This is a genomic window from Microbacterium caowuchunii (assembly GCF_008727755.1).
GTDB classification, from domain to species: domain Bacteria; phylum Actinomycetota; class Actinomycetes; order Actinomycetales; family Microbacteriaceae; genus Microbacterium; species Microbacterium caowuchunii.
The window spans coordinates 1,153,874-1,171,893 of record NZ_CP044231.1 but is presented as its reverse complement, the minus strand read 5'-3'; the positions used below and the strand labels follow the sequence as shown (position 1 = coordinate 1,171,893).

Sequence of the window (18,020 nt, the reverse complement as noted above, 5' to 3'; positions counted from 1 at the left end):
GCCCGAGACCCGGGTGCACGGTCCGAGACCGGGACGCGGGGCGGGGCCGCGGGTCAGGCGAAGGCCTCGGGCGGCGGGCAGGCGCACACGAGGTTGCGGTCCCCGTAGGCGTTGTCGATCCGGCGCACCGGGGGCCAGTACTTGGTGCGCACGAGCGAGGGCACCGGGTAGACGGCCTCCTCGCGCGTGTACGGATGCGGCCACTCCCCCGCCACGACGGACTGCGCCGTGTGCGGCGCGTGCACGAGCGGGTTGTCGTCGGCCGGCCAGCGCCCGGCGGCAACGGCCAGGGCCTCCGCCTTGATCTGGATCATCGCCTCGATGAACCGCTCGATCTCGGGCAGGTCCTCGGACTCGGTCGGCTCGACCATGAGCGTGCCCGCGACCGGGAACGACATGGTGGGCGCGTGGAAGCCGTAGTCGATCAGGCGCTTGGCCACGTCGTCGACGGTGATCCCGGTCTCCTCCCGGAGGGGCCGCAGATCCAGGATGCACTCGTGCGCGACGAGCCCCGCCTCTCCGGCGTACAGCACCGGGTAGTGCTCCCGCAGCCGGAACGCGATGTAGTTCGCCGACAGCACGGCGGCACCGGTCGCCTCGCGCAGGCCCTCGAGACCCATCATCCGCACGTAGGCCCACGAGATCGGCAGGATGGACGCCGACCCGTAGGGCGCACCGGCGATGGGCCCGCCGTCGAAGATGTGACCGCCCGCGTGATCGGCGCGCTGCGCGAAGGGATGCGAGGGCAGGTAGGGCGCGAGATGCGCCTTGGCCCCGACCGGTCCGACGCCCGGCCCGCCCCCGCCGTGCGGGATGGCGAAGGTCTTGTGCAGGTTCAGGTGGGACACGTCGCCGCCGAGGTCGCCGAACCGGGCGACCCCGAGCAGGGCGTTGAGGTTGGCGCCGTCGATGTACACCTGTCCGCCGGCATCGTGCACGGCCTGGGTGATCTCCAGCACGTCGTGCTCGTACACCCCGTGCGTGGACGGGTAGGTGATCATGAGGGCGGCGAGGGATGCCGCGTGCGCGGCGATCTTCGCCCGGAGGTCGCCCAGGTCGACGTTCCCCGCCTCGTCGCAGGCGACGACCACGACCCGCATCCCGGCGAGCACCGCCGATGCCGCGTTCGTCCCGTGCGCGGACGACGGGATGAGGCAGACGGTGCGTTCGGTCTCGCCGTTCGCACGGTGGTATCCGCGGATCGCGAGGAGCCCGGCGAGCTCGCCCTGGGACCCCGCGTTCGGCTGCACCGAGACCGCGTCGTACCCGGTGACCTCGGCCAGCCACGTCTCGAGCTGCTCGATCATGGCGAGGTAGCCGTGCACATCCGCCTCGGGGGCGAAGGGATGCACGCGGGAGAACTCGGGCCAGGACACCGCCGCCATCTCGGTGGCCGCGTTCAGCTTCATCGTGCACGAGCCGAGCGGGATCATGCCCCGGTCGAGGGCGTAGTCGCGGTCGGCGAGCGTCTTCAGGTACCGCATCATGGCGGTCTCGGAGCGATGCTCCCGGAACACCGGATGCGTCAGATACTCGTCCTCCCGGCGAAGCGTCGGGGCGACCCCGGCGAGCACGGGAGCGCCGGCGGAGTCCAGCCGCGGCTCGCCCTCGCCGGTCTCCGAGCCGCCGAACGCCGCCACCACCGCAGAGAGGTCGGCGTCCGTCGTCGTCTCGTCCACCGAGATCCCGACGGTCGCCGCATCCGCCCAGAACAGCTGGTAGCCACGCGCCCGAGCCCGCTCGACGATGCGCTCCGCGGTCCCCGGGACGACCACGCGGATGGTGTCGAAGAACGCGTCGTGCCGCACCGTCAGCCCGTACGCGCGCAGTTCCGCGGCGAGCGCCTCGGCCTTGCGGGAGACGCCCTCCGCGATCGCGCGGAGGCCTTCCGCGCCGTGGTAGACGGCATACATCGCGGCCATCACGGCCAGCAGCACCTGCGCGGTGCAGATGTTCGAGGTGGCCTTCTCCCGGCGGATGTGCTGTTCACGGGTCTGCAGCGCGAGCCGGTAGGCCGGATGCCCGCTGGCGTCCTGGGAGACGCCGACCAGCCGGCCGGGCATCTGACGTTCCAGACCGCGGCGCACCGCGAGGTAGCCCGCGTGCGGCCCGCCGAAGCCGAGCGGCACGCCGAATCGCTGCGTCGTGCCGACGGCGATATCCGCACCCAGCGATCCCGGCGAGCGCAGCAGCGTCAGCGCCAGCAGGTCGGCGGCGACGACCGCGACTCCCGCCTGCTCCTGCACCTGCGCGATCACGACGGACGGGTCCCAGACCCGCCCGGATGCGGCCGGGTACTGCACGAAGACCCCGAACGCCTCGGTGTCCGCCGGGAGCCCGGCATCCGCGAGTGCCACCTCACGGAGCTCCACACCGACCGCGGCCGCGCGGTGCCGCAGGAGCGCCTTGGTCTGCGGCAGTGCGTCGGCGTCGACGACGAAGACGTCGGAGCGGGACGTGGCTGCACGGCGGGCGAGCAGCATGCCCTCCACCACGGCGGTCGGCTCGTCGAGCATGGACGCGTTCGCGGTGGCCAGCCCGGTGAGGTCGGTCACCATCGTCTGGAAGTTGATGAGCGCCTCGAGCCGGCCCTGCGAGATCTCCGGCTGGTAGGGCGTGTACGCCGTGTACCAGGACGGGTTCTCGAAGACGTTCCGGCTGATCACCGAGGGGGTGTGGGTCCCGTAGTAACCGAGACCGATCAGCGACGTCGCGGGACGGTTCGCGGCGGCCAGTTCCCGGAGCTCGGCGAGCGCTTCGGCCTCGGTGGCGGCCGGCGGCACGTCGCTGGTCGCCCGGGGCGTCGTGTGGATGGATGCGGGGACCGCCTGCGCGACGAGGGCGTCGACGCTGTCGTATCCGAGCGCGTCGAGCATGACCGCCTGCGCGGCGGCGTCCGTGCCGATGTGCCGGTCGGCGAAGCGGGCGCTCACGCGTCCTCCCCGGTGAGTGCGACGTACGCGGCGCGGTCCAGGAGGCCCGTGGGCTGGACGTCGCCGAGGTCCACCTTGACGAGCCATCCCGCCCCGTACGGGTCCGCGTTGACGATCGAGGGGTCGGCGTCGACGTCGCCGTTGACCTCGATGACCCGGCCGGACAGCGGCGCGTAGAGCTCGCCCACCGACTTGGTGGATTCGATCTCCCCGCAGACCGTTCCGGCGGCGAGTTCGGAGTCCGCCGCCGGGAGATCGACGAACACGACGTCGCCGAGCTTCTCGGCGGCGAAGTCCGTGATGCCGAAGGTCGCGACGGTGCCGTCGATGCGCACCCATTCGTGCTCGGCCGTGTACGAGAGAGCGCTGAGATCGGTCATTTCTTCCTCCGGTAGAAAGGCAGTGCGGTGACGGTGGTGGGGATGCGGGTGCCTCGCACGTCGATCGCGAGTTCGGTGCCGGGCTCGGCCAGGTCGGGACGGACGTACGCCATGGCGATGGGGTGCCCGAGGGTCGGGCTCAGGGCACCGCTGGTGATCTCGCCCACGGGCGTGCCGTCGGCGTCGACCACCGCGTAGCCGGCGCGGCCGGCGCGCCGCCCCTCTGCCACGAGTCCGACGAGCACGGGGGCGTCCGCGGCGGGCTCGGTGGCGTCCTTGCCGACGAAATCGTCCTTGTCCGCCGCGACGGTGCGACCGAGCCCCGCCTGCGCCGGCCGGATCCCGCGGCCGAGTTCGTGCCCGTAGAGGGGCATGCCCGCTTCCAGTCGCAGGGTGTCGCGGGCCGCGAGGCCGGCCGGTACGAGGCCGAGCGGCTCTCCCGCCGTGAGGAGGGCGTCCCACAAGGCGACCGCCCGGCGATCGGGGACCATCAGCTCGAAGCCGTCCTCGCCGGTGTACCCGGTGCGGGCGACGAGCACCCGCTCGCCGTCGAAGCCCGCGCTCGCCCAGGCGTAGGAGCCGAGTTCCGCGAGCGCCGGTTCGAACCCGTCCAGTCCTGGGGTCGCCTCCAGCACGGCGCGGGCGCGCGGTCCCTGCACGGCGATCAGGGCGAACTGATCGGAGACATCCTCGACGACGGCGATCCCGGACACGCCGGGGATGTGCGCGAACGAGGTCGCCCCGCCGTCCGCGTCCGAGCTCTCCCGGAAAGTGGCCGCGACCGGTGAACGCTGCGCCCGTTCCGCGAACGCCGTCGCGACGGCGTCGCGGTTGCCCGCGTTGGCGATCACGAGGAACCGGTCGTCCGCGATGCGGTACACGATGACGTCGTCGACGACACCCCCGTCCTCGGTGAGGACCAGCGAGTACTTCGCCTTGCCCACCCGCATCGTCGAGATGCGGCCGGCGAGCGCGTAGTCCAGGAAGGATGCCGCATCCGCACCGGTGACGAGGAACTCGCCCATGTGCGAGATGTCGAAGAGCCCGGCAGCGTCGCGCACGGCGTGATGCTCGGCGAGGTCCGAGGAGTACCGCACCGGCATCATCCAGCCGCCGAAGTCGGTGAAGGCCGCGCCGCGTTGCTCATGGCGTTCGCGAAGCGGGGTGTAACGGAGTTCGGTCATGAGTTCTCCCCGGATAGGTGCGGGCAGGCGGATGCCTGTAGAACTCCCCCTCTGTCATCGGCCTGAGAGTTTCACCGCATGATCCGGGCGAACGGATGCTGCGGTTTTCACCGTCGGCGGATCCCGGAGGATCGCTTTCCAGAGTGGCCCGACCGCGGCGGTACGCGTACCTGAGAGATTGGCGGGGAGGCTTGCTCCTTCGGTGCCCGGCACAGAAACTGCCGAGGCTCTCCCGCAACGATCGTGGGGCCGATGTTCACGTGTGGCGCCCAGCATAGCCGCCGGGGTGTCCGAACGCGATCAGTCCACGCAGGATCCGGTGGGCACGCTCTCGGAAAGGGTGGGCGCGGCATCCACCACCGGTCGCAGCGGAGCTGTCGTCATGGCGTACCCCACCTCCGTGCCGTCGTCGGCACGGGCGAACACGACCCCCACGACGTCGCCGGCGGCGTCCAGGAGCGGACCCCCGGAATTTCCGGGGCGCACGTCCGCGGCCAGCGCGTACACCTCGCGGAGCGCGGACGCAGAATCGTAGATGTCCGGCACGGGCACGACGCCGACGGAGAGCACCGACGCCGACCCCATCGTGAAGGGTCCGCCGTAGGGATATCCCTGCACGACACCCGATCCGCCCAGCGGCAGGTTCTCCCCCACCGCGAGGGCTCCCGCATCCAGGCCGTCCACGGCGATGACGGCGAGGTCGGTCCCCGCGTCGAAGTACACCACGCGTCCCTCCTGTGCGATGCGACCGGGCAGCTCCACGACGGGGGCCGCGACACCGGCGACCACGTGCGCATTGGTGACGACGCGGTCCGGGGCGACGACGAACCCGGTACCGGTCAGGCTGCGCCCGCAGGAGTAAGCGGTCCCGGCGATGCGGGCGACGGACTGGGCGGCCCCGCTGAGGGCGGGATCCGCCAGGTCGACCGGCGGCGACGCGGTGACGGACGGCAGCGCGTCGAAGAGCTCCCCGAGCCGCGGGAGGCCGTCGTCGATGACGATCGCGCGCACCTGCGCGAGCGCCTCGTCGACGGGGCGGGGCGTCACCGAGTCGATCGTGCGGAGCACGGTGGACGACCCCACCGCCTCCGAGACCACCGGCATACCGGTGGCGGCGACGGACTGCCCGACGAGCGAGAGGGCGAGACCCACGACGCCGACGTTCACGACCGCACCCAGCGCGCGGTCGAGCCATTTCAGGCGGATGCGGTCCGCACCCCGGCGCAGAGTCGAGCCCACGGCACCGCCGAGCGCCGCGCCGCCGAACAGCAGCACGGCGACGACGCCGAGGATGGCCCAGCCCCGCCACTCCGGCGCCTGCACGAGTCGACCGACCACGGGCACCAGCCACCACGCCGCGAGACCGCCCAGGGCGAGTCCGGCGATCGCACCGAGACTCGCCAGTAGCCCGCGACGGATCCCCTGTACCAGGGCGAGCACCAGCGCCAGCACGCACACTACGTCCAGCGCGATCGCGATCATTCCCGTCCTCCTCCGTTCAGCGTACGGGCCCGGCCTGGAGCCCCGCCGGGGCGCGGGACCCCGGTTGCGGTTCTGGTCAGGGTGACATTAAGATCGAGTCGAACTTAGAGTCACGATGACACGAACCCGAATCCCCGCCTCCGCCCCCGACGTCGAGTCCGACGTCACGCGGGTCGCCGTGTCCACCGTCATCTTCAGCCTCCGCCGCGATGCCGCGGACTGCCCGAGACTGGTACTGCCGCTCGTCCGCCGCACCCGCGACCCCTACGACGGCCTGTGGGCGCTGCCGGGCGGTTGGCTCGACATCGCCGAGAACCTCGACGACGCCGCCTCCCGCACGCTCGCCGAGACCACCGGGCTGACGCCGAGCTACCTGGAACAGCTCTACGCGTTCGGCGACGTCGCCCGCTCCCCCACCCGGGTCGTCTCGATCGTGTACTGGGCACTGCTGCGCGCGGACGAGGTCGACGCGCAGGTCGCCGCCCATGCCTCCGGCGGAGATGCGCCGGAGAACGTCGCCTGGTTCGAGGTCAACGATCTGCCCACGCTCGCCTTCGACCACAATCAGATCGTCGACTACGCCCTGTGGCGCCTGCGCAACAAGGCGGGCTACAGCAGGGTGGCGCACGGGCTCATGGCCGACACCTTCACCCTGGCGGAACTGCGCGAGGTCTACGAGGCGATCCTCGGCAGACGCCTCGACCCGGCGAACTTCCGCCGTCAGGTCGAGAACTCCGGGACCCTCGTGCGCACCGACTCCTTCCGCACCGGCAGCCACCGTCCGGCACGTCTGTACCGTCCGCACCGGGACGTCGAGCTGGCCGACCGCGGCCCCCTCGCCGCCACCTCATCCACGCACGAATCGAGCACGACATGAGCACTGTCTCGCTGACCCTGCAGCCCCGGCCGATCGATCCCTCGGTCGATCACGAGATCCAGGCGATCGTCGCCGGATCGGGCACCGGTTCGACCTGCAACACGGACCTCGCCGCGGGCCCCTGGGACTTCGACGCACGCCCCGGCTACGGCCCCGGCGCATCGATGGGCGACGTCATCCCCACCGGCGCGCCCCGCCAGCCGCAGCTCCCCCAGGAGTACCGCGACGCGTCGGACGAGGAGCTGGATGCCCGCATCCGTGCGGCGAAGCAGACGCTCGGGGACCGCGTCGTCGTGCTGGGGCACTTCTACCAGCGCGAGGAGGTCGTCCGGCACGCGGACTATGTGGGCGACTCCTTCCAGCTGGCCAACGCTGCGAAGTCCCGCCCCGACGCCGAGGCGATCGTCTTCTGCGGCGTGCACTTCATGGCGGAGACCGCCGACCTCCTCTCCGGAGCGGACCAGGCCGTGATCCTGCCGAACCTCGCCGCCGGCTGCTCGATGGCGGACATGGCCAGCATCGACCAGGTCGAGGAGTGCTGGGAGACCCTGGAAGACGTCTTCGGTGACATGGACACCCCGGATGCGGACGGGCTCCTCCCGGTCATCCCGGTCACCTACATGAACTCGTCCGCCGCGATCAAGGGCTTCGTCGGGCGCCACGGCGGCATCGTCTGCACCTCCTCGAACGCGCGCACGGTCCTGGAGTGGGCGTTCGCCCGTGGGCGTCGGGTGCTCTTCTTCCCCGACCAGCACCTGGGCCGCAACACCGCCAAGGCGATGGGCGTGCCGCTCGAGCAGATGCCCATGTGGAACCCCACCCGGCCCTACGGCGGAACCGACGAGGCGACCCTGCGCGACTCGCGCGTGATCCTCTGGCACGGGTTCTGCTCCGTGCACCGCCGGTTCACGGTCGACCAGATCACCCAGGCGCGCGCCGAGCACCCGGGCGTCGAGGTGATCGTGCACCCGGAGTGCCCCATGGACGTCGTCGACGCGGCTGACTCGGCCGGCTCCACCGACTTCATCCGGAAGGCCATCGCGGCGGCCACGGAGCCGACGACCTTCGCGATCGGCACCGAGATCAACCTGGTCCAGCGCCTCGCGGCGGAGCACCCCCAGCACGAGATCTTCTGCCTCGACCCGGTCGTCTGCCCCTGCTCCACGATGTACCGCATCCATCCCGGGTACCTGGCGTGGGTGCTCGAGGCCCTCGTGGCCGGCACGGTGCTCAACCGCATCACGGTCCCCTCGTCCGTCGCGGACCCGGCCCGCGTCGCGCTGGAGCGGATGCTGGCGGCAAAGCCCGCCGGGGCGCCCGCGTGACCAGGCACGTGGTGGTCGTCGGCAGCGGCATCGCCGGCCTCACCGCCGCCCTCCGCGCCGAGAGAAACGGCGCGGAGGTGACCCTGGTGACGAAGGGCGATCTCGACGAGACCGCCACCCGGTCCGCCCAGGGCGGCATCGCCGGGGTGCTGACGGCGTCCGACACCACCGCGGCGCATCTCGCCGACACACTCACCGCGGGGGCGGGCCTCGCCGACCCGGCGGCGGCCCGCATCCTGGTGGAGGAGGGCCCCGCCCGCATCCGTGACCTGATCGAGGCCGGCGTCCCGTTCGACCGCGACGACGACGGGAACCTGCGCCGGGGACTCGAGGGGGCGCACTCGCACCCCCGCATCCTGCACGCGGGCGGAGACGCCACCGGCGCCGCGATCGAGCGGACCCTGCTCGACGCGCTCGAGCGGAGCACGGTCACCGTCCTGGAGCACGCCTTCCTCCTCGACGTCGTCCTCGTGGACGGCCACGCCGCGGGAGTCGAGGTGCTCGTGTCGGGCGCACGGCGCACGATCACCGCGGACGCGGTCGTGCTCGCCACCGGTGGCGCCGGGCGGCTGTACCCGCACACCACGAACCCCGCGGTGGCCACCGGCGACGGCATCGCCGCCGCCCTCCGCGCCGGAGCCGCCGTCGCGGACCTCGAGTTCGTCCAGTTCCACCCGACCGTGCTCGCCGTGGGCGCCCCCTTCCTGATCTCCGAAGCGGTCCGCGGGGAGGGCGCCGTCCTCCGGGATGCGGATGGCCGGCGCTTCGCGCTCGACGCCCACCCGGACGGGGAGCTCGCCCCACGGGACGTCGTGGCGCGTGCCATCGCCGAGCAGGACGGCCCCGTCGTCCTGGACGCGACGGGCCTCGGCGCACCGGACACGGCCGCCTTCCTGGCCGCGCGGTTCCCCACCATCGACGCGGTCCTCCGCTCGCGCGGCCTCGACTGGTCGCGGGAACCCGTCCCGGTCACACCCGCGGCGCACTACATGATGGGCGGAGTCAGCACCGACCTCGCCGGCCGGACGACGGTGCCCCGGCTCTACGCCGTCGGCGAGACGGCCCGCACCGGCGTGCACGGCGCCAACCGCCTCGCCTCGAACTCGCTGCTGGAGGGGGCCGTGTTCGGCGCACGGGTGGGCGACGCCGTGCTCGCGGATGCGGGCACCCCCTGGGCCGGCCCTGCCGCCGGCACCCCGCTCGCCGCCGTCGAACCGTCCGCGCCGGACGCTCCCCCGTTCACCCGGGCGGCGCTGCAGCAGCTCATGTGGGACCACGCCGGTCTCGTCCGGGACGAGTCCGGCCTCGCCCGCGCCACTGCCGTCCTCGCCGCCTGGTCCCGCTCCGGCACCGACCGGCCGGTCGACGTCGCCGCCCGCGAGGACGCCAATCTGCTGCGCGTCGCCGTCGAGGTCGTCGCCGCGGCCCGCCGCCGCCGCGGGTCGGTCGGCGCCCACGTCCGGCGTGATGAGACCCCGTCCGTTCCGGAGATGCAGGAGGCAACCGCATGCTGACCCGTGCCACCATCGACCGTGTCGTCGCATCCGCCCTCGAGGAGGACGCCCCCTGGGGCGACCTGACGAGCGCATCGCTCATCCCGGCCGCAGCGCTCGCGAGCGCCGAGCTGATCGCCCGGGAACCGGGCGTCTTCTCCGGCGGCGAGGTCTTCGCGGCCGCGTTCCGGCTCGTCGACCCCGACGTGCGCGTCGACGTCCTGGTGGACGACGGCGACCGCTTCGCCGCGGGTGACCGGCTCGCCGTCGTGGACGGCCCCGCACGGTCCGTCCTCACCGCGGAACGCGTCGGACTCAACTTCGTGCAGCGGATGTCCGGCATCGCCACGCTCACCGCCGCGTACGTCGCCGAGGTCGCGCACACCGGCGCACGGATCGCGGACACGCGCAAGACCACCCCGGGGCTGCGCGCGTTCGAACGCCACGCCGTCGTCTCCGGCGGCGGGCACAACCATCGGTTCTCGCTCTCGGATGCCGTGATGGCCAAGGACAACCATCTGGCGGTGCTCACCGCATCCGGGCTCTCGGTGACCCAGGCCCTCGAAGCGGCGATCGCCCGCCTGCCGCACACCACCCACGTGGAGGTGGAGGTCGACCGGCTCGACCAGATCGAGGCCGTGCTGGCGGCGGGCGTGGACACGATCATGCTCGACAACTTCTCCCTCGATGACCTGCGCCGCGGCGTCGAGCAGATCGCCGGACGGGCCATGATCGACGCGTCCGGGGGCGTGAACCTGGACACGGTGCGCCGGATCGCGGAGACGGGCGTGGACGTCATCTCGGTCGGCGCGCTCACCCACGCGGCGCGGGGACTGGACCTCGGGCTCGACGTCCGGGTGGCGCTCCCCGACGTGGCCTGACATGGCCCTGCGCTATTTCGACAACGCCGCGACGACCGCCGTGCGGCCCGAGGTGCTGGAGGCGATGCTGCCGTACTGGACCCAGGTCTACGGCAATCCCTCCAGCCACCACGAGATCGGCGAGCAGGCGGCGCACGCCCTCGCCGACGCCCGGGCCCGCGTGGCCGCGGTCCTCGGTTTCCGCACCGGCGACGTCGTCTTCACCTCCGGCGGCACGGAGGGCAACAACCTGGCGGTGAAGGGCATCGCCGTGGCCGCGCTGCTCGGCCGGGGCGCACGGCACGTGATCACGACGCCGATCGAGCACGAGTCCATCCTCGGATCGGTCGCCGCCCTGGAGCGGGTGCACGGCTTCGAGGCGAGCGTCGTCCCCGTCGACGGGACCGGCACGGTGGATCCGGAGGCCGTGTCCGCGGCGCTCCGCGAGGACACCGCTCTGATCAGCGTCGGGTACGCCAACAACGAGATCGGGACGGTACAGGACGTCCGCGCCATCGCGGCGCACGCCAGGGCCCGTCGCGTGCCGCTGCACGTCGATGCCGTGCAGGCGGCGGGCTGGCTGCCGCTGACGGATCTCGGGGCCGACGCGCTCACCATCGCCGGGCACAAGCTCGGCGCTCCCAAGGGCGTCGGGGCGGTGGCCGTGCGCGGACGCATCCCCCTGGAGCCGCTCCTGCACGGCGGAGGGCAGGAACGCGGCCGCCGCAGCGGCACCGAGAACGTCGCGGGCGCCGTGGGACTCGCTGTCGCCCTGGAGCTCGCCGAGGCCGAGCGGGTCGAGTCCGCCCGCCGCGTGGCCGTCCTCCGCGACGCGTTCGTCGAGCGGGTCCTCGCCCGGGTCCCCTCCGCCCGCCTGACCGGGCACCCCACCATGCGCCTGCCCGGCACGGCGAGCTTCACCTTCGCGGGCACCTCCGGGGAGGCGGTCCTGCTGGAACTGGAACGGCGCGGCGTCGTCTCCTCCAGCGGCTCGGCGTGCGCCGCCGGCAGCGACGAGCCCTCGCACGTGCTCACCGCGGTGGGGATCGATGCCGCCCTCGCGCAGACGGCCGTGCGCTTCACGTTCCCGCACGATCTGGACGCCGCCCTGGACGACGTCGCGGACGCGGTCGCCGCCGCCGTGACCGTCCTACAATCAGGCGCATGAGCTCCCCCGCCCTCGTCACCGTCATCGTCCCCGGCTTCGATGTCGCCGCCTGGGCGGGCGAGGCTCTCGACTCCCTCCGCGCGCAGACCCTCACCGGGTGGGAGGCGATGCTCGTCGACGACGCCTCCACGGACGAGACCGGCACGCTGTTCGAGGCGGCGGCCGCCGCCGACCCGCGTTTCCGGGTGATCCGGCAGGACCGGCGCAGGGGTCTCGGCGCCGCCCGCAACGCAGGTCTCGCGTCGGTGACGACGCCTTTCGTCGCCTTCCTGGATGCCGACGACGTCCTGCTCCCGACGGCGCTCGCACGCATGGTGCAGGTGCTGGACGAATCCGGCAGCGATTTCGTCGCGGGCGCGTACACCCGGCTGCGCCCGGACGGGACCGGCGGATACGTGGCCGGTGCCGTGCAGCCGTGGGTGTCGGCCGCGACCGCGCCCGAACGCCGCGGCCTCACGATCGACGAGCACCCGGACGCCACCGCCAACGTCGTGGCCTGGTCGAAGGTGAGCCGCACCGCGTTCTGGGAGCACGCGGGCCTCCGGTTCCCCGAGGGCCGTCTGTACGAGGACCAGATCGTCGCGCAGCTGATGTACGCCCGCGCCCGCCGCTTCGACGTCATCCCGGATGTCATCGTGCAGTGGCGCGAACGAGCCGACGGCTCCTCGATCACACAGCACGAGGAGCGCTTGGACGTGCTCCGCGACTGCCTGGACGCCATGGACGAAGGCCTGCGCGTGCTCGACGGCACCGATCACCCCCGCGCCGCGCGCGCACGGATCGGCCAGATGCTGCGGATGGACGTGCCCCGGCTCGCCCGGATCGCCGCGTCCCATCCGGACGACGCGTACCGCCGCGCGGTCGGGGTGTTCGCCCGCACCCTGTGGGAGCACCCTCAGGCCGTACGCGCGGACGTGCCTGCGGACGCCCTGCCGCTCCTGGCGGCCGCGCGCCTGTGGTGAGACCGCGTTCCGGTCCGCCGGGTCAGAGCTCCGCCTCATCGGCGGCGACGCGTGCCGACGCGAGCTGCTCGGCGGCCAGGTCCGCGTAGAGCCCGCCCGCGGCGAGGAGCTCGCGGTGGGTGCCGCTCTCGACGATGCGGCCGCCCTCCAGGACGTGGATGGCGTCCGCGCCGATGACGGTCGACAGACGGTGCGCGACGGTGATGGTCGTGCGGCCGCGCGCGGCCGTGTCGAGCGCCGCCTGCACCAGCCGCTCCGAGACGGTGTCCAGCGCCGAGGTCGCCTCATCCAGCAGCAGCACCGGAGGGTCCTTCAGCAGCACGCGAGCGATCGCGATCCGCTGCTTCTCGCCGCCGGAGAGCCGATAGCCGCGCTCGCCCACGATCGTGTCGTAGCCGTGCTCGAACTGCTCGATGACGTGGTGGATGTTGGCGGCGCGGCAGGCTGCGACGATCTCCTCCTCATCCGCGTCCGGCTTGGCGTAACGCAGGTTCTCGCGCACCGAGGCGTGGAACAGGTAGGTCTCCTGGGAGACGATGCCGACACGGTCCACGATCGAGGCCACGGTCAGGTCACGGACATCCGCACCGGCGAACAGTACGGCGCCCGCATCCGCTTCGTACATGCGCGGGACGAGGTACAGCACGGTCGTCTTGCCCGCGCCGCTCGGGCCCACCAGGGCGATGTGCTCCCCCGGCTGGGCGGTGAACGACACCCCGTCCAGCGTCGGGCGCGAGTCCGCCGGCGCCCCCGGGTAGCGGAACGACACGTCGCGCAGCTCCACGCGGCCGAGCGGACCGGGGGCATCGGCGACGTCCATCGCCCCTTCGCGGTCGGTGATCGCCGGGCGCAGGTCGAGGTACTCGAAGATGCGGGAGAACACCGCGGCCGATGTCTGCAGGTCCAGGGCCACCCGCATGAGTCCCATGAGGGGCTGGAGCAGACGGGCCTGGACGGTCGTGAAGGCGACGATCGTGCCCGCGGTGATCGTGTCGTCGACGCCGCCGGCGAGGAAGAGCCCGGAGACGAGGTAGATGACCGCGGGGACGCTGGCGACGATGACCCCGACGACCGCGAAGAACCCCTGACCGCTCATCGCCTGACGCACCTGCAGGCGCACCTGCGTCACGTTCTCGGCCCGGTACCGCCGCGACTCGTCCCCCTGACGGTTGAAGGACTTCGACAGCAGGATCCCCGAGACGCTGAGGCTCTCCTGGGTGATGGCGGACAGCTCGGAGAGGGATTCCTGGGTCTGGCCCGCGATCCGCGCGCGCACCTGTCCCACCCGCCGCTGGATGAGAGCGAGGATCGGCATCATGAACACGGCGATGAGGGTCAGGCGCCAGTCGATCAGGATCATGGCGACGAGCGAGGCCATCACCGTCACCGTGTTGCCCAGGATGCTCGTCACGGTATTGGTCAGCACGTCCGAGACCGCGCCCACGTCGTTCTGCAGCCGGGACTGGATCGCTCCGGTCTTCGTGCGGGTGAAGAACCCGAGCTCCATGGCCTGGAGGTGCTCGAACAGGCGCACCCGGAGATCGCCCGTGACGTTGTTGCCGACCGTCGAGGTCAACCACGTCTGGAGCACCTGCAGTCCCGCGGAGAAGAAGAACAGGGCGATCATGATGCCGACCAGCCGGGCGAGCAGGGGGACGTCCGCCGATCCCCCGCCGACGGGGAACAGGGCGTCGTCGAAGACGCGCTGCACGATGAGGGGCGGGATGACGGCGATCGCGGCGCCGAGGACGACGAGCCCCGCCGTGAGCGCCAGCCGGGTGCGGTACGGCCGGAAGAGCGCCGCGACGCGCCGCCCGAGGTCGTCGATGCGAGGGGCGCGTGCGTTCTCGGCCCGCTGCGCCGACGCGTCCCCGCGTCGGAACGCGGGGGGACGGTGACCTCCGGCCGGCATGCTCACCCGATCAGCCTAGATCCGCCCGAGAGGGGTGGACCTCGCTATTGTGGGGGCATGACGTCGACGCCGGAAAACAACGACCCCCTGCGCAATGAGGCCCTCGAGGATCTGAAGAAGCAGGACATCGACTCACTGATCACGCCCGACGAGATCGTCTTCCAGCAGATCAGCGAACCTGAGCCGACCGACCCGATCGGTTCCGAGGAGTGGCCCGGAGCGCCGGAGAAGCACCACCGCCACGAGAAGTGACACCGGGGCGCTCCCGCCCCTTCTGCCCTGACCTTCACGACGCCGTGTCCGTTCCGGATGCGGCGTCGTGCGTTTTCCCTCGCCTGGCCGGATCGTTCCGCCGGATCGGGAATACTGCGGCCACACCGTCCGTTGCGTTCCTCGTTCGCCGGTCTCGGCAGCCATCCCCGTCCCCCACCCCTGACAAGGAGACGACGTGCCCGCCGATGCCGTCATGACCGGTTCCGTCCCGGTCCACACATCCTCGAATCCGGTCCCCCGCAACGACGACCGGGTCATCTGGTTGCTGCTCGCCGCCGCGTTCGTCGCGATCCTCAACGAGACCACGATGGGCGTCGCGATCCCGCACCTCATCACGGATCTGAGCATCGACGCGGTCCTCGCCCAGTGGCTGACGACCGCGTTCATGCTGACGATGGCCGTCATCATCCCCATCACCGGGTTCCTCCTGCAGCGCCTCACCACGCGTGCGGTGTTCGTCCTGGCGATGTCGCTGTTCACCGGGGGAACGCTCATCGCGTTCCTGGCGCCCGGCTTCGAGGTGCTGCTGGTCGCCCGAGTCGTCCAGGCCTCCGGCACGGCGATCATGATGCCGCTGCTCATGACGACCGTGATGACCCTGGTGGCGCCGCGTTCACGCGGACGGATGATGGGCCGGATCAGCATCGTGATGGCGCTCGCCCCCGCGATCGGCCCGACGCTCTCCGGTTTCATCCTGGACACGTTCAGCTGGCGCTGGATCTTCGGCGTCGTGCTTCCCATCGCCGTGGTCGCACTCGCGGTCGGTGCGCGCTGGATCCACAACGTCGGCACGCTGCGGAAGGCGCGGGTGGACGCCCTGTCGATCGTGCTGTCCGCCTTCGGTTTCGGTGGCGTCGTGTACGGTCTCAGCCAGATCGGCGGCGGCTCCTCGCACGGCGGAGGCGCGGCCGCCGAGGCCGCCGCGTCCACGCTCGCCACCATGACGCTGTGGATCTCGCTCTCCGTCGGCATCGTCTCGCTCGCCCTGTTCGTCTGGCGTCAGCTCTCCCTGCAGAAGCGGGACGACGCGCTGCTGGATCTGCGCGTGTTCCGTTCCGCGAACTTCTCGATCTCGGTCGCCCACTTCGCCGTCATGTCCCTCGCGTTCTTCGGCACGCTGACGGTGCTCCCGCTGTTCGCACAGAACGCGATGGGTCTCAGCCCGCTGGAGACCGGCCTCATCGTGCTGCCCGGATCCGTGCTCATGGGTCTGGCCGGTCCCGTGATCGGTCGCATCTACGACTGGCGCGGACCGCGGATCACCCTGCTCCCCGGGTCGATCATCGTCGTGGTGGTGCTGTGGCTGCTCACCACGCTGACCGCCGACACCCCGGTCTGGGAGCTCCTGGCCCTGCAGACCGTGCTGTCGCTGGGCCTCGCGATGTCCTTCACCCCGCTGTTCACGGCGTCACTGGGCTCCCTGGAGCCGCGCTTCTACTCGCACGGCAGCGCGATCGTGAGCACGGTCCAGCAGGTGGCCGGCGCGGCCGGGATCGCGGTCATGATCACGATCATGAACGCCGGGTTCGTCGCGGGCGCCGCCACGGAGCAGGCCGCCTGGGCGGCCGGGGCACGCAACGCGTTCCTGTTCGCCGGCATCGTCGCCATCCCGACGATCCTCGGCGCGATCCTCATCAAGAAGCCGGCCGACGGTCCCGACGAACTGCCCATGGCGCACTGACCGAGGGGCACCGGGACTGTCAATCCCGCAGCCGCGGTCGTGACCGTCGCATAACGTGGCGGTCATGACCGACCTCACCGACAAGAAGATCGCTTTCCTGGCAACCCACGGCTACGAAGACAGCGAGCTCCGGTCCCCGTGGGACGCGGTGCGCCTGGCGGGTGCCACACCCGTCATGGTCGCTCCGTCGAGCGGGCGGATCGAGGGCAAGGACGGCCATCTGCACGATGTCGACGTCGTGACCGCCGAAGCGGTCGCGGACGACTACGACGCCCTGGTGCTCCCGGGCGGCGTGGTCAACGCCGACCACCTGCGGATGGACGAAGCGGCCGTCGCCTTCGCCAAGGAGTTCTTCGCGCAGCACAAACCGGTCGGCGCGATCTGCCACGCCGCATGGACCCTCATCGAGGCAGGGGTGGTCGAGGGCCGCACCCTGACCAGCTACCCGAGCCTCAAGACGGATCTCGTCAACGCCGGCGCCACCTGGGTGGACGAAGAGGTCGTCGTGGACGAGGGACTCGTGTCCAGCCGCACGCCGGACGACCTCCCCGCCTTCAACGCGAAGGTCATCGAAGAGGTCGCAGAAGGACGCCACGCGGGCCAGACCGCCTGATCGACGACAGTGCCGCGCGGCGCGGACCTCGCGCGTCGTGGACCACCGGTCCGAGGACGCGCGAGGACTCTCGCTACGGGGTCAGTTGCCGCCGCAGGCGGTGCCGCCGCAGCATCCGCCCGTGCTCTCGGCGATGACGGGAAGGACGCTCTCCCCTTCGGCGGGGGCGGGCTGGAGCTGGATGGGCTGCGAGGTAGTCATGCCGCCATGCTATGCCCGGACGCGCCCGCCCGGCTCCGCCCCGCGCGCTTTCCGGCCTACTTCCCGCGGCCGAGCGGCTCGGGGGACGGCGATAGGGTGACAGCGTGATCGCACGCACCCTGACCGACGACGCAGTTCTCCGCGTCGCCCGCCCCGGAGACCAGAACGGCATCCTCGCCTGCATCACGGCCCTCGCCGTGTACGAGCGGGAACCGGATGCGGTCGAGAACACCGCGGAGGCGATCGCCGAGACCCTCTTCGGCGCGGAGCCGCGCGCCTTCGCGCACGTCGTCGAACGCGACGGCGTGATCGTGGGCATCGCGATCTGGTTCCTCACCTACTCGACCTGGACGGGTCGGCACGGCATCTGGCTGGAAGACCTGTTCGTCGACGAGGACCAGCGCGGACGGGGTTACGGCAAGGCGCTGATCGCCTCGCTCGCCGAAGTGTGCGTCGAACGCGGGTACAGCCGCCTGGAGTGGACGGTCCTGGACTGGAACGCACCGTCCATCGCGTTCTACCGCAGCATCGGCGCGGTGCCGATGAGCGAATGGACGACGCAACGCCTCGTGGGCGCCGAGCTCACGGCCCTCGCCACCGCGGTGTAGCGCTCCCGGCACGCGGGCCCTTCCCCCTGGGCTCGCGAGCCCTGCCGCCGCCGTCTCCTGCGCCGCGC

15 protein-coding genes and 2 riboswitches are annotated in these 18,020 nt (G+C 71.8%); of the genes, 10 read left to right on the top strand and 5 right to left on the bottom strand.

Going from position 1 to position 18,020, the window contains the following annotated elements; all coding sequences use genetic code 11:
• Nucleotides 1-53 precede the first annotated feature (53 nt).
• From gcvP to F6J84_RS05540, 4 genes are all read right to left on the bottom strand, one after another.
• The gene (gcvP, locus tag F6J84_RS05555) at nt 54-2,933 is read right to left on the bottom strand and encodes an aminomethyl-transferring glycine dehydrogenase (protein WP_275094029.1); all 2,880 of its coding nucleotides are present in this window, start codon (nt 2,931-2,933) and stop codon (nt 54-56) included.
• Nucleotides 2,930-3,313: a glycine cleavage system protein GcvH gene (gene gcvH, locus F6J84_RS05550; protein ID WP_150972053.1), complete on the bottom strand. Its 384-nt coding sequence runs from the start codon at nt 3,311-3,313 to the stop codon at nt 2,930-2,932. Before gcvH ends, gcvP begins: the two co-directional genes overlap by 4 nt.
• Nucleotides 3,310-4,497, bottom strand: coding sequence for a glycine cleavage system aminomethyltransferase GcvT (locus F6J84_RS05545; RefSeq protein WP_150972050.1), 1,188 nt, complete (start codon nt 4,495-4,497; stop codon nt 3,310-3,312). The genes gcvH and F6J84_RS05545 overlap by 4 nt, the downstream gene beginning before the upstream one ends.
• Nucleotides 4,498-4,538: 41 nt before the next feature.
• A riboswitch (glycine riboswitch) is annotated at nt 4,539-4,645 on the bottom strand.
• Nucleotides 4,646-4,742, bottom strand: a riboswitch (glycine riboswitch).
• A 55-nt stretch (nt 4,743-4,797) separates the two neighbouring features.
• On the bottom strand, nt 4,798-5,979 hold the full coding sequence (locus F6J84_RS05540; protein ID WP_150972048.1) for a MarP family serine protease: 1,182 nt from the start codon (nt 5,977-5,979) through the stop codon (nt 4,798-4,800).
• A 115-nt stretch (nt 5,980-6,094) separates the two neighbouring features.
• Between F6J84_RS05540 and F6J84_RS05535 the strand changes: the two genes are divergently transcribed.
• The 6 genes from F6J84_RS05535 to F6J84_RS05510 are packed head-to-tail and all read left to right on the top strand — an operon-like array spanning nt 6,095 to nt 12,664.
• Entirely contained in the window at nt 6,095-6,856 is a 762-nt protein-coding gene (locus F6J84_RS05535; protein ID WP_150972046.1) for an NUDIX hydrolase, read from the top strand.
• Entirely contained in the window at nt 6,853-8,181 is a 1,329-nt protein-coding gene (gene nadA / locus F6J84_RS05530) for a quinolinate synthase NadA (RefSeq protein WP_150972044.1), read from the top strand. Before F6J84_RS05535 ends, nadA begins: the two co-directional genes overlap by 4 nt.
• Nucleotides 8,178-9,695, top strand: a complete 1,518-nt coding sequence (gene nadB / locus F6J84_RS05525; protein WP_150972042.1) for an L-aspartate oxidase — start codon at nt 8,178-8,180, stop codon at nt 9,693-9,695. The genes nadA and nadB overlap by 4 nt, the downstream gene beginning before the upstream one ends.
• Nucleotides 9,689-10,555: a carboxylating nicotinate-nucleotide diphosphorylase gene (gene nadC / locus F6J84_RS05520; protein ID WP_150972039.1), complete on the top strand. Its 867-nt coding sequence runs from the start codon at nt 9,689-9,691 to the stop codon at nt 10,553-10,555. The genes nadB and nadC overlap by 7 nt, the downstream gene beginning before the upstream one ends.
• A gap of 7 nt (nt 10,556-10,562) precedes the next feature.
• The gene (locus F6J84_RS05515; protein WP_150974704.1) at nt 10,563-11,702 is read left to right on the top strand and encodes a cysteine desulfurase family protein; all 1,140 of its coding nucleotides are present in this window, start codon (nt 10,563-10,565) and stop codon (nt 11,700-11,702) included.
• The gene (locus tag F6J84_RS05510) at nt 11,699-12,664 is read left to right on the top strand and encodes a glycosyltransferase family 2 protein (RefSeq protein WP_150972037.1); all 966 of its coding nucleotides are present in this window, start codon (nt 11,699-11,701) and stop codon (nt 12,662-12,664) included. Before F6J84_RS05515 ends, F6J84_RS05510 begins: the two co-directional genes overlap by 4 nt.
• Before the next feature lie 22 nt (nt 12,665-12,686).
• Here the strand turns inward: F6J84_RS05510 and F6J84_RS05505 are convergent, their stop codons facing one another.
• Complete coding sequence (locus F6J84_RS05505) at nt 12,687-14,576, bottom strand: ABC transporter ATP-binding protein (RefSeq protein ID WP_150974703.1); 1,890 nt, start codon at nt 14,574-14,576, stop codon at nt 12,687-12,689.
• Between the two features lie 57 nt (nt 14,577-14,633).
• Here F6J84_RS05505 and F6J84_RS05500 point away from each other — a divergent pair, with 57 nt between their 5' ends.
• The 4 genes from F6J84_RS05500 to F6J84_RS05485 all read left to right on the top strand — a co-directional run bounded on the left by F6J84_RS05500 (nt 14,634) and on the right by F6J84_RS05485 (nt 17,952).
• Nucleotides 14,634-14,828 (top strand): hypothetical protein, encoded by a 195-nt coding sequence (locus F6J84_RS05500; RefSeq protein WP_150972035.1) that lies wholly within the window; start codon nt 14,634-14,636, stop codon nt 14,826-14,828.
• A 214-nt stretch (nt 14,829-15,042) separates the two neighbouring features.
• Nucleotides 15,043-16,530 carry an MDR family MFS transporter gene (locus F6J84_RS05495; protein ID WP_150974702.1) on the top strand — a complete coding sequence of 496 codons (1,488 nt, stop codon included), beginning with the start codon at nt 15,043-15,045 and terminating at the stop codon, nt 16,528-16,530.
• A gap of 64 nt (nt 16,531-16,594) precedes the next feature.
• Entirely contained in the window at nt 16,595-17,143 is a 549-nt protein-coding gene (locus F6J84_RS05490; protein ID WP_150972033.1) for a type 1 glutamine amidotransferase domain-containing protein, read from the top strand.
• A gap of 308 nt (nt 17,144-17,451) precedes the next feature.
• Nucleotides 17,452-17,952 (top strand): GNAT family N-acetyltransferase, encoded by a 501-nt coding sequence (locus tag F6J84_RS05485; RefSeq protein WP_420846194.1) that lies wholly within the window; start codon nt 17,452-17,454, stop codon nt 17,950-17,952.
• The last annotated feature ends 68 nt before the right edge of the window (nt 17,953-18,020 follow it).

What these genes read in the sequence shown, in the direction of transcription:
- gcvH (WP_150972053.1), bottom strand. Translation starts at nt 3,313, where the DNA reads ATGACCGATCTCAGCGCTCTCTCGTACACGGCCGAGCACGAATGGGTG.
- F6J84_RS05545 (WP_150972050.1), bottom strand. Translation starts at nt 4,497, where the DNA reads ATGACCGAACTCCGTTACACCCCGCTTCGCGAACGCCATGAGCAACGC.
- F6J84_RS05540 (WP_150972048.1), bottom strand. Translation starts at nt 5,979, where the DNA reads ATGATCGCGATCGCGCTGGACGTAGTGTGCGTGCTGGCGCTGGTGCTC.
- F6J84_RS05535 (WP_150972046.1), top strand. Translation starts at nt 6,095, where the DNA reads ATGACACGAACCCGAATCCCCGCCTCCGCCCCCGACGTCGAGTCCGAC.
- nadA (WP_150972044.1), top strand. Translation starts at nt 6,853, where the DNA reads ATGAGCACTGTCTCGCTGACCCTGCAGCCCCGGCCGATCGATCCCTCG.
- nadC (WP_150972039.1), top strand. Translation starts at nt 9,689, where the DNA reads ATGCTGACCCGTGCCACCATCGACCGTGTCGTCGCATCCGCCCTCGAG.
- F6J84_RS05510 (WP_150972037.1), top strand. Translation starts at nt 11,699, where the DNA reads ATGAGCTCCCCCGCCCTCGTCACCGTCATCGTCCCCGGCTTCGATGTC.
- F6J84_RS05505 (WP_150974703.1), bottom strand. Translation starts at nt 14,576, where the DNA reads ATGCCGGCCGGAGGTCACCGTCCCCCCGCGTTCCGACGCGGGGACGCG.
- F6J84_RS05500 (WP_150972035.1), top strand. Translation starts at nt 14,634, where the DNA reads ATGACGTCGACGCCGGAAAACAACGACCCCCTGCGCAATGAGGCCCTC.
- F6J84_RS05495 (WP_150974702.1), top strand. Translation starts at nt 15,043, where the DNA reads ATGACCGGTTCCGTCCCGGTCCACACATCCTCGAATCCGGTCCCCCGC.
- F6J84_RS05490 (WP_150972033.1), top strand. Translation starts at nt 16,595, where the DNA reads ATGACCGACCTCACCGACAAGAAGATCGCTTTCCTGGCAACCCACGGC.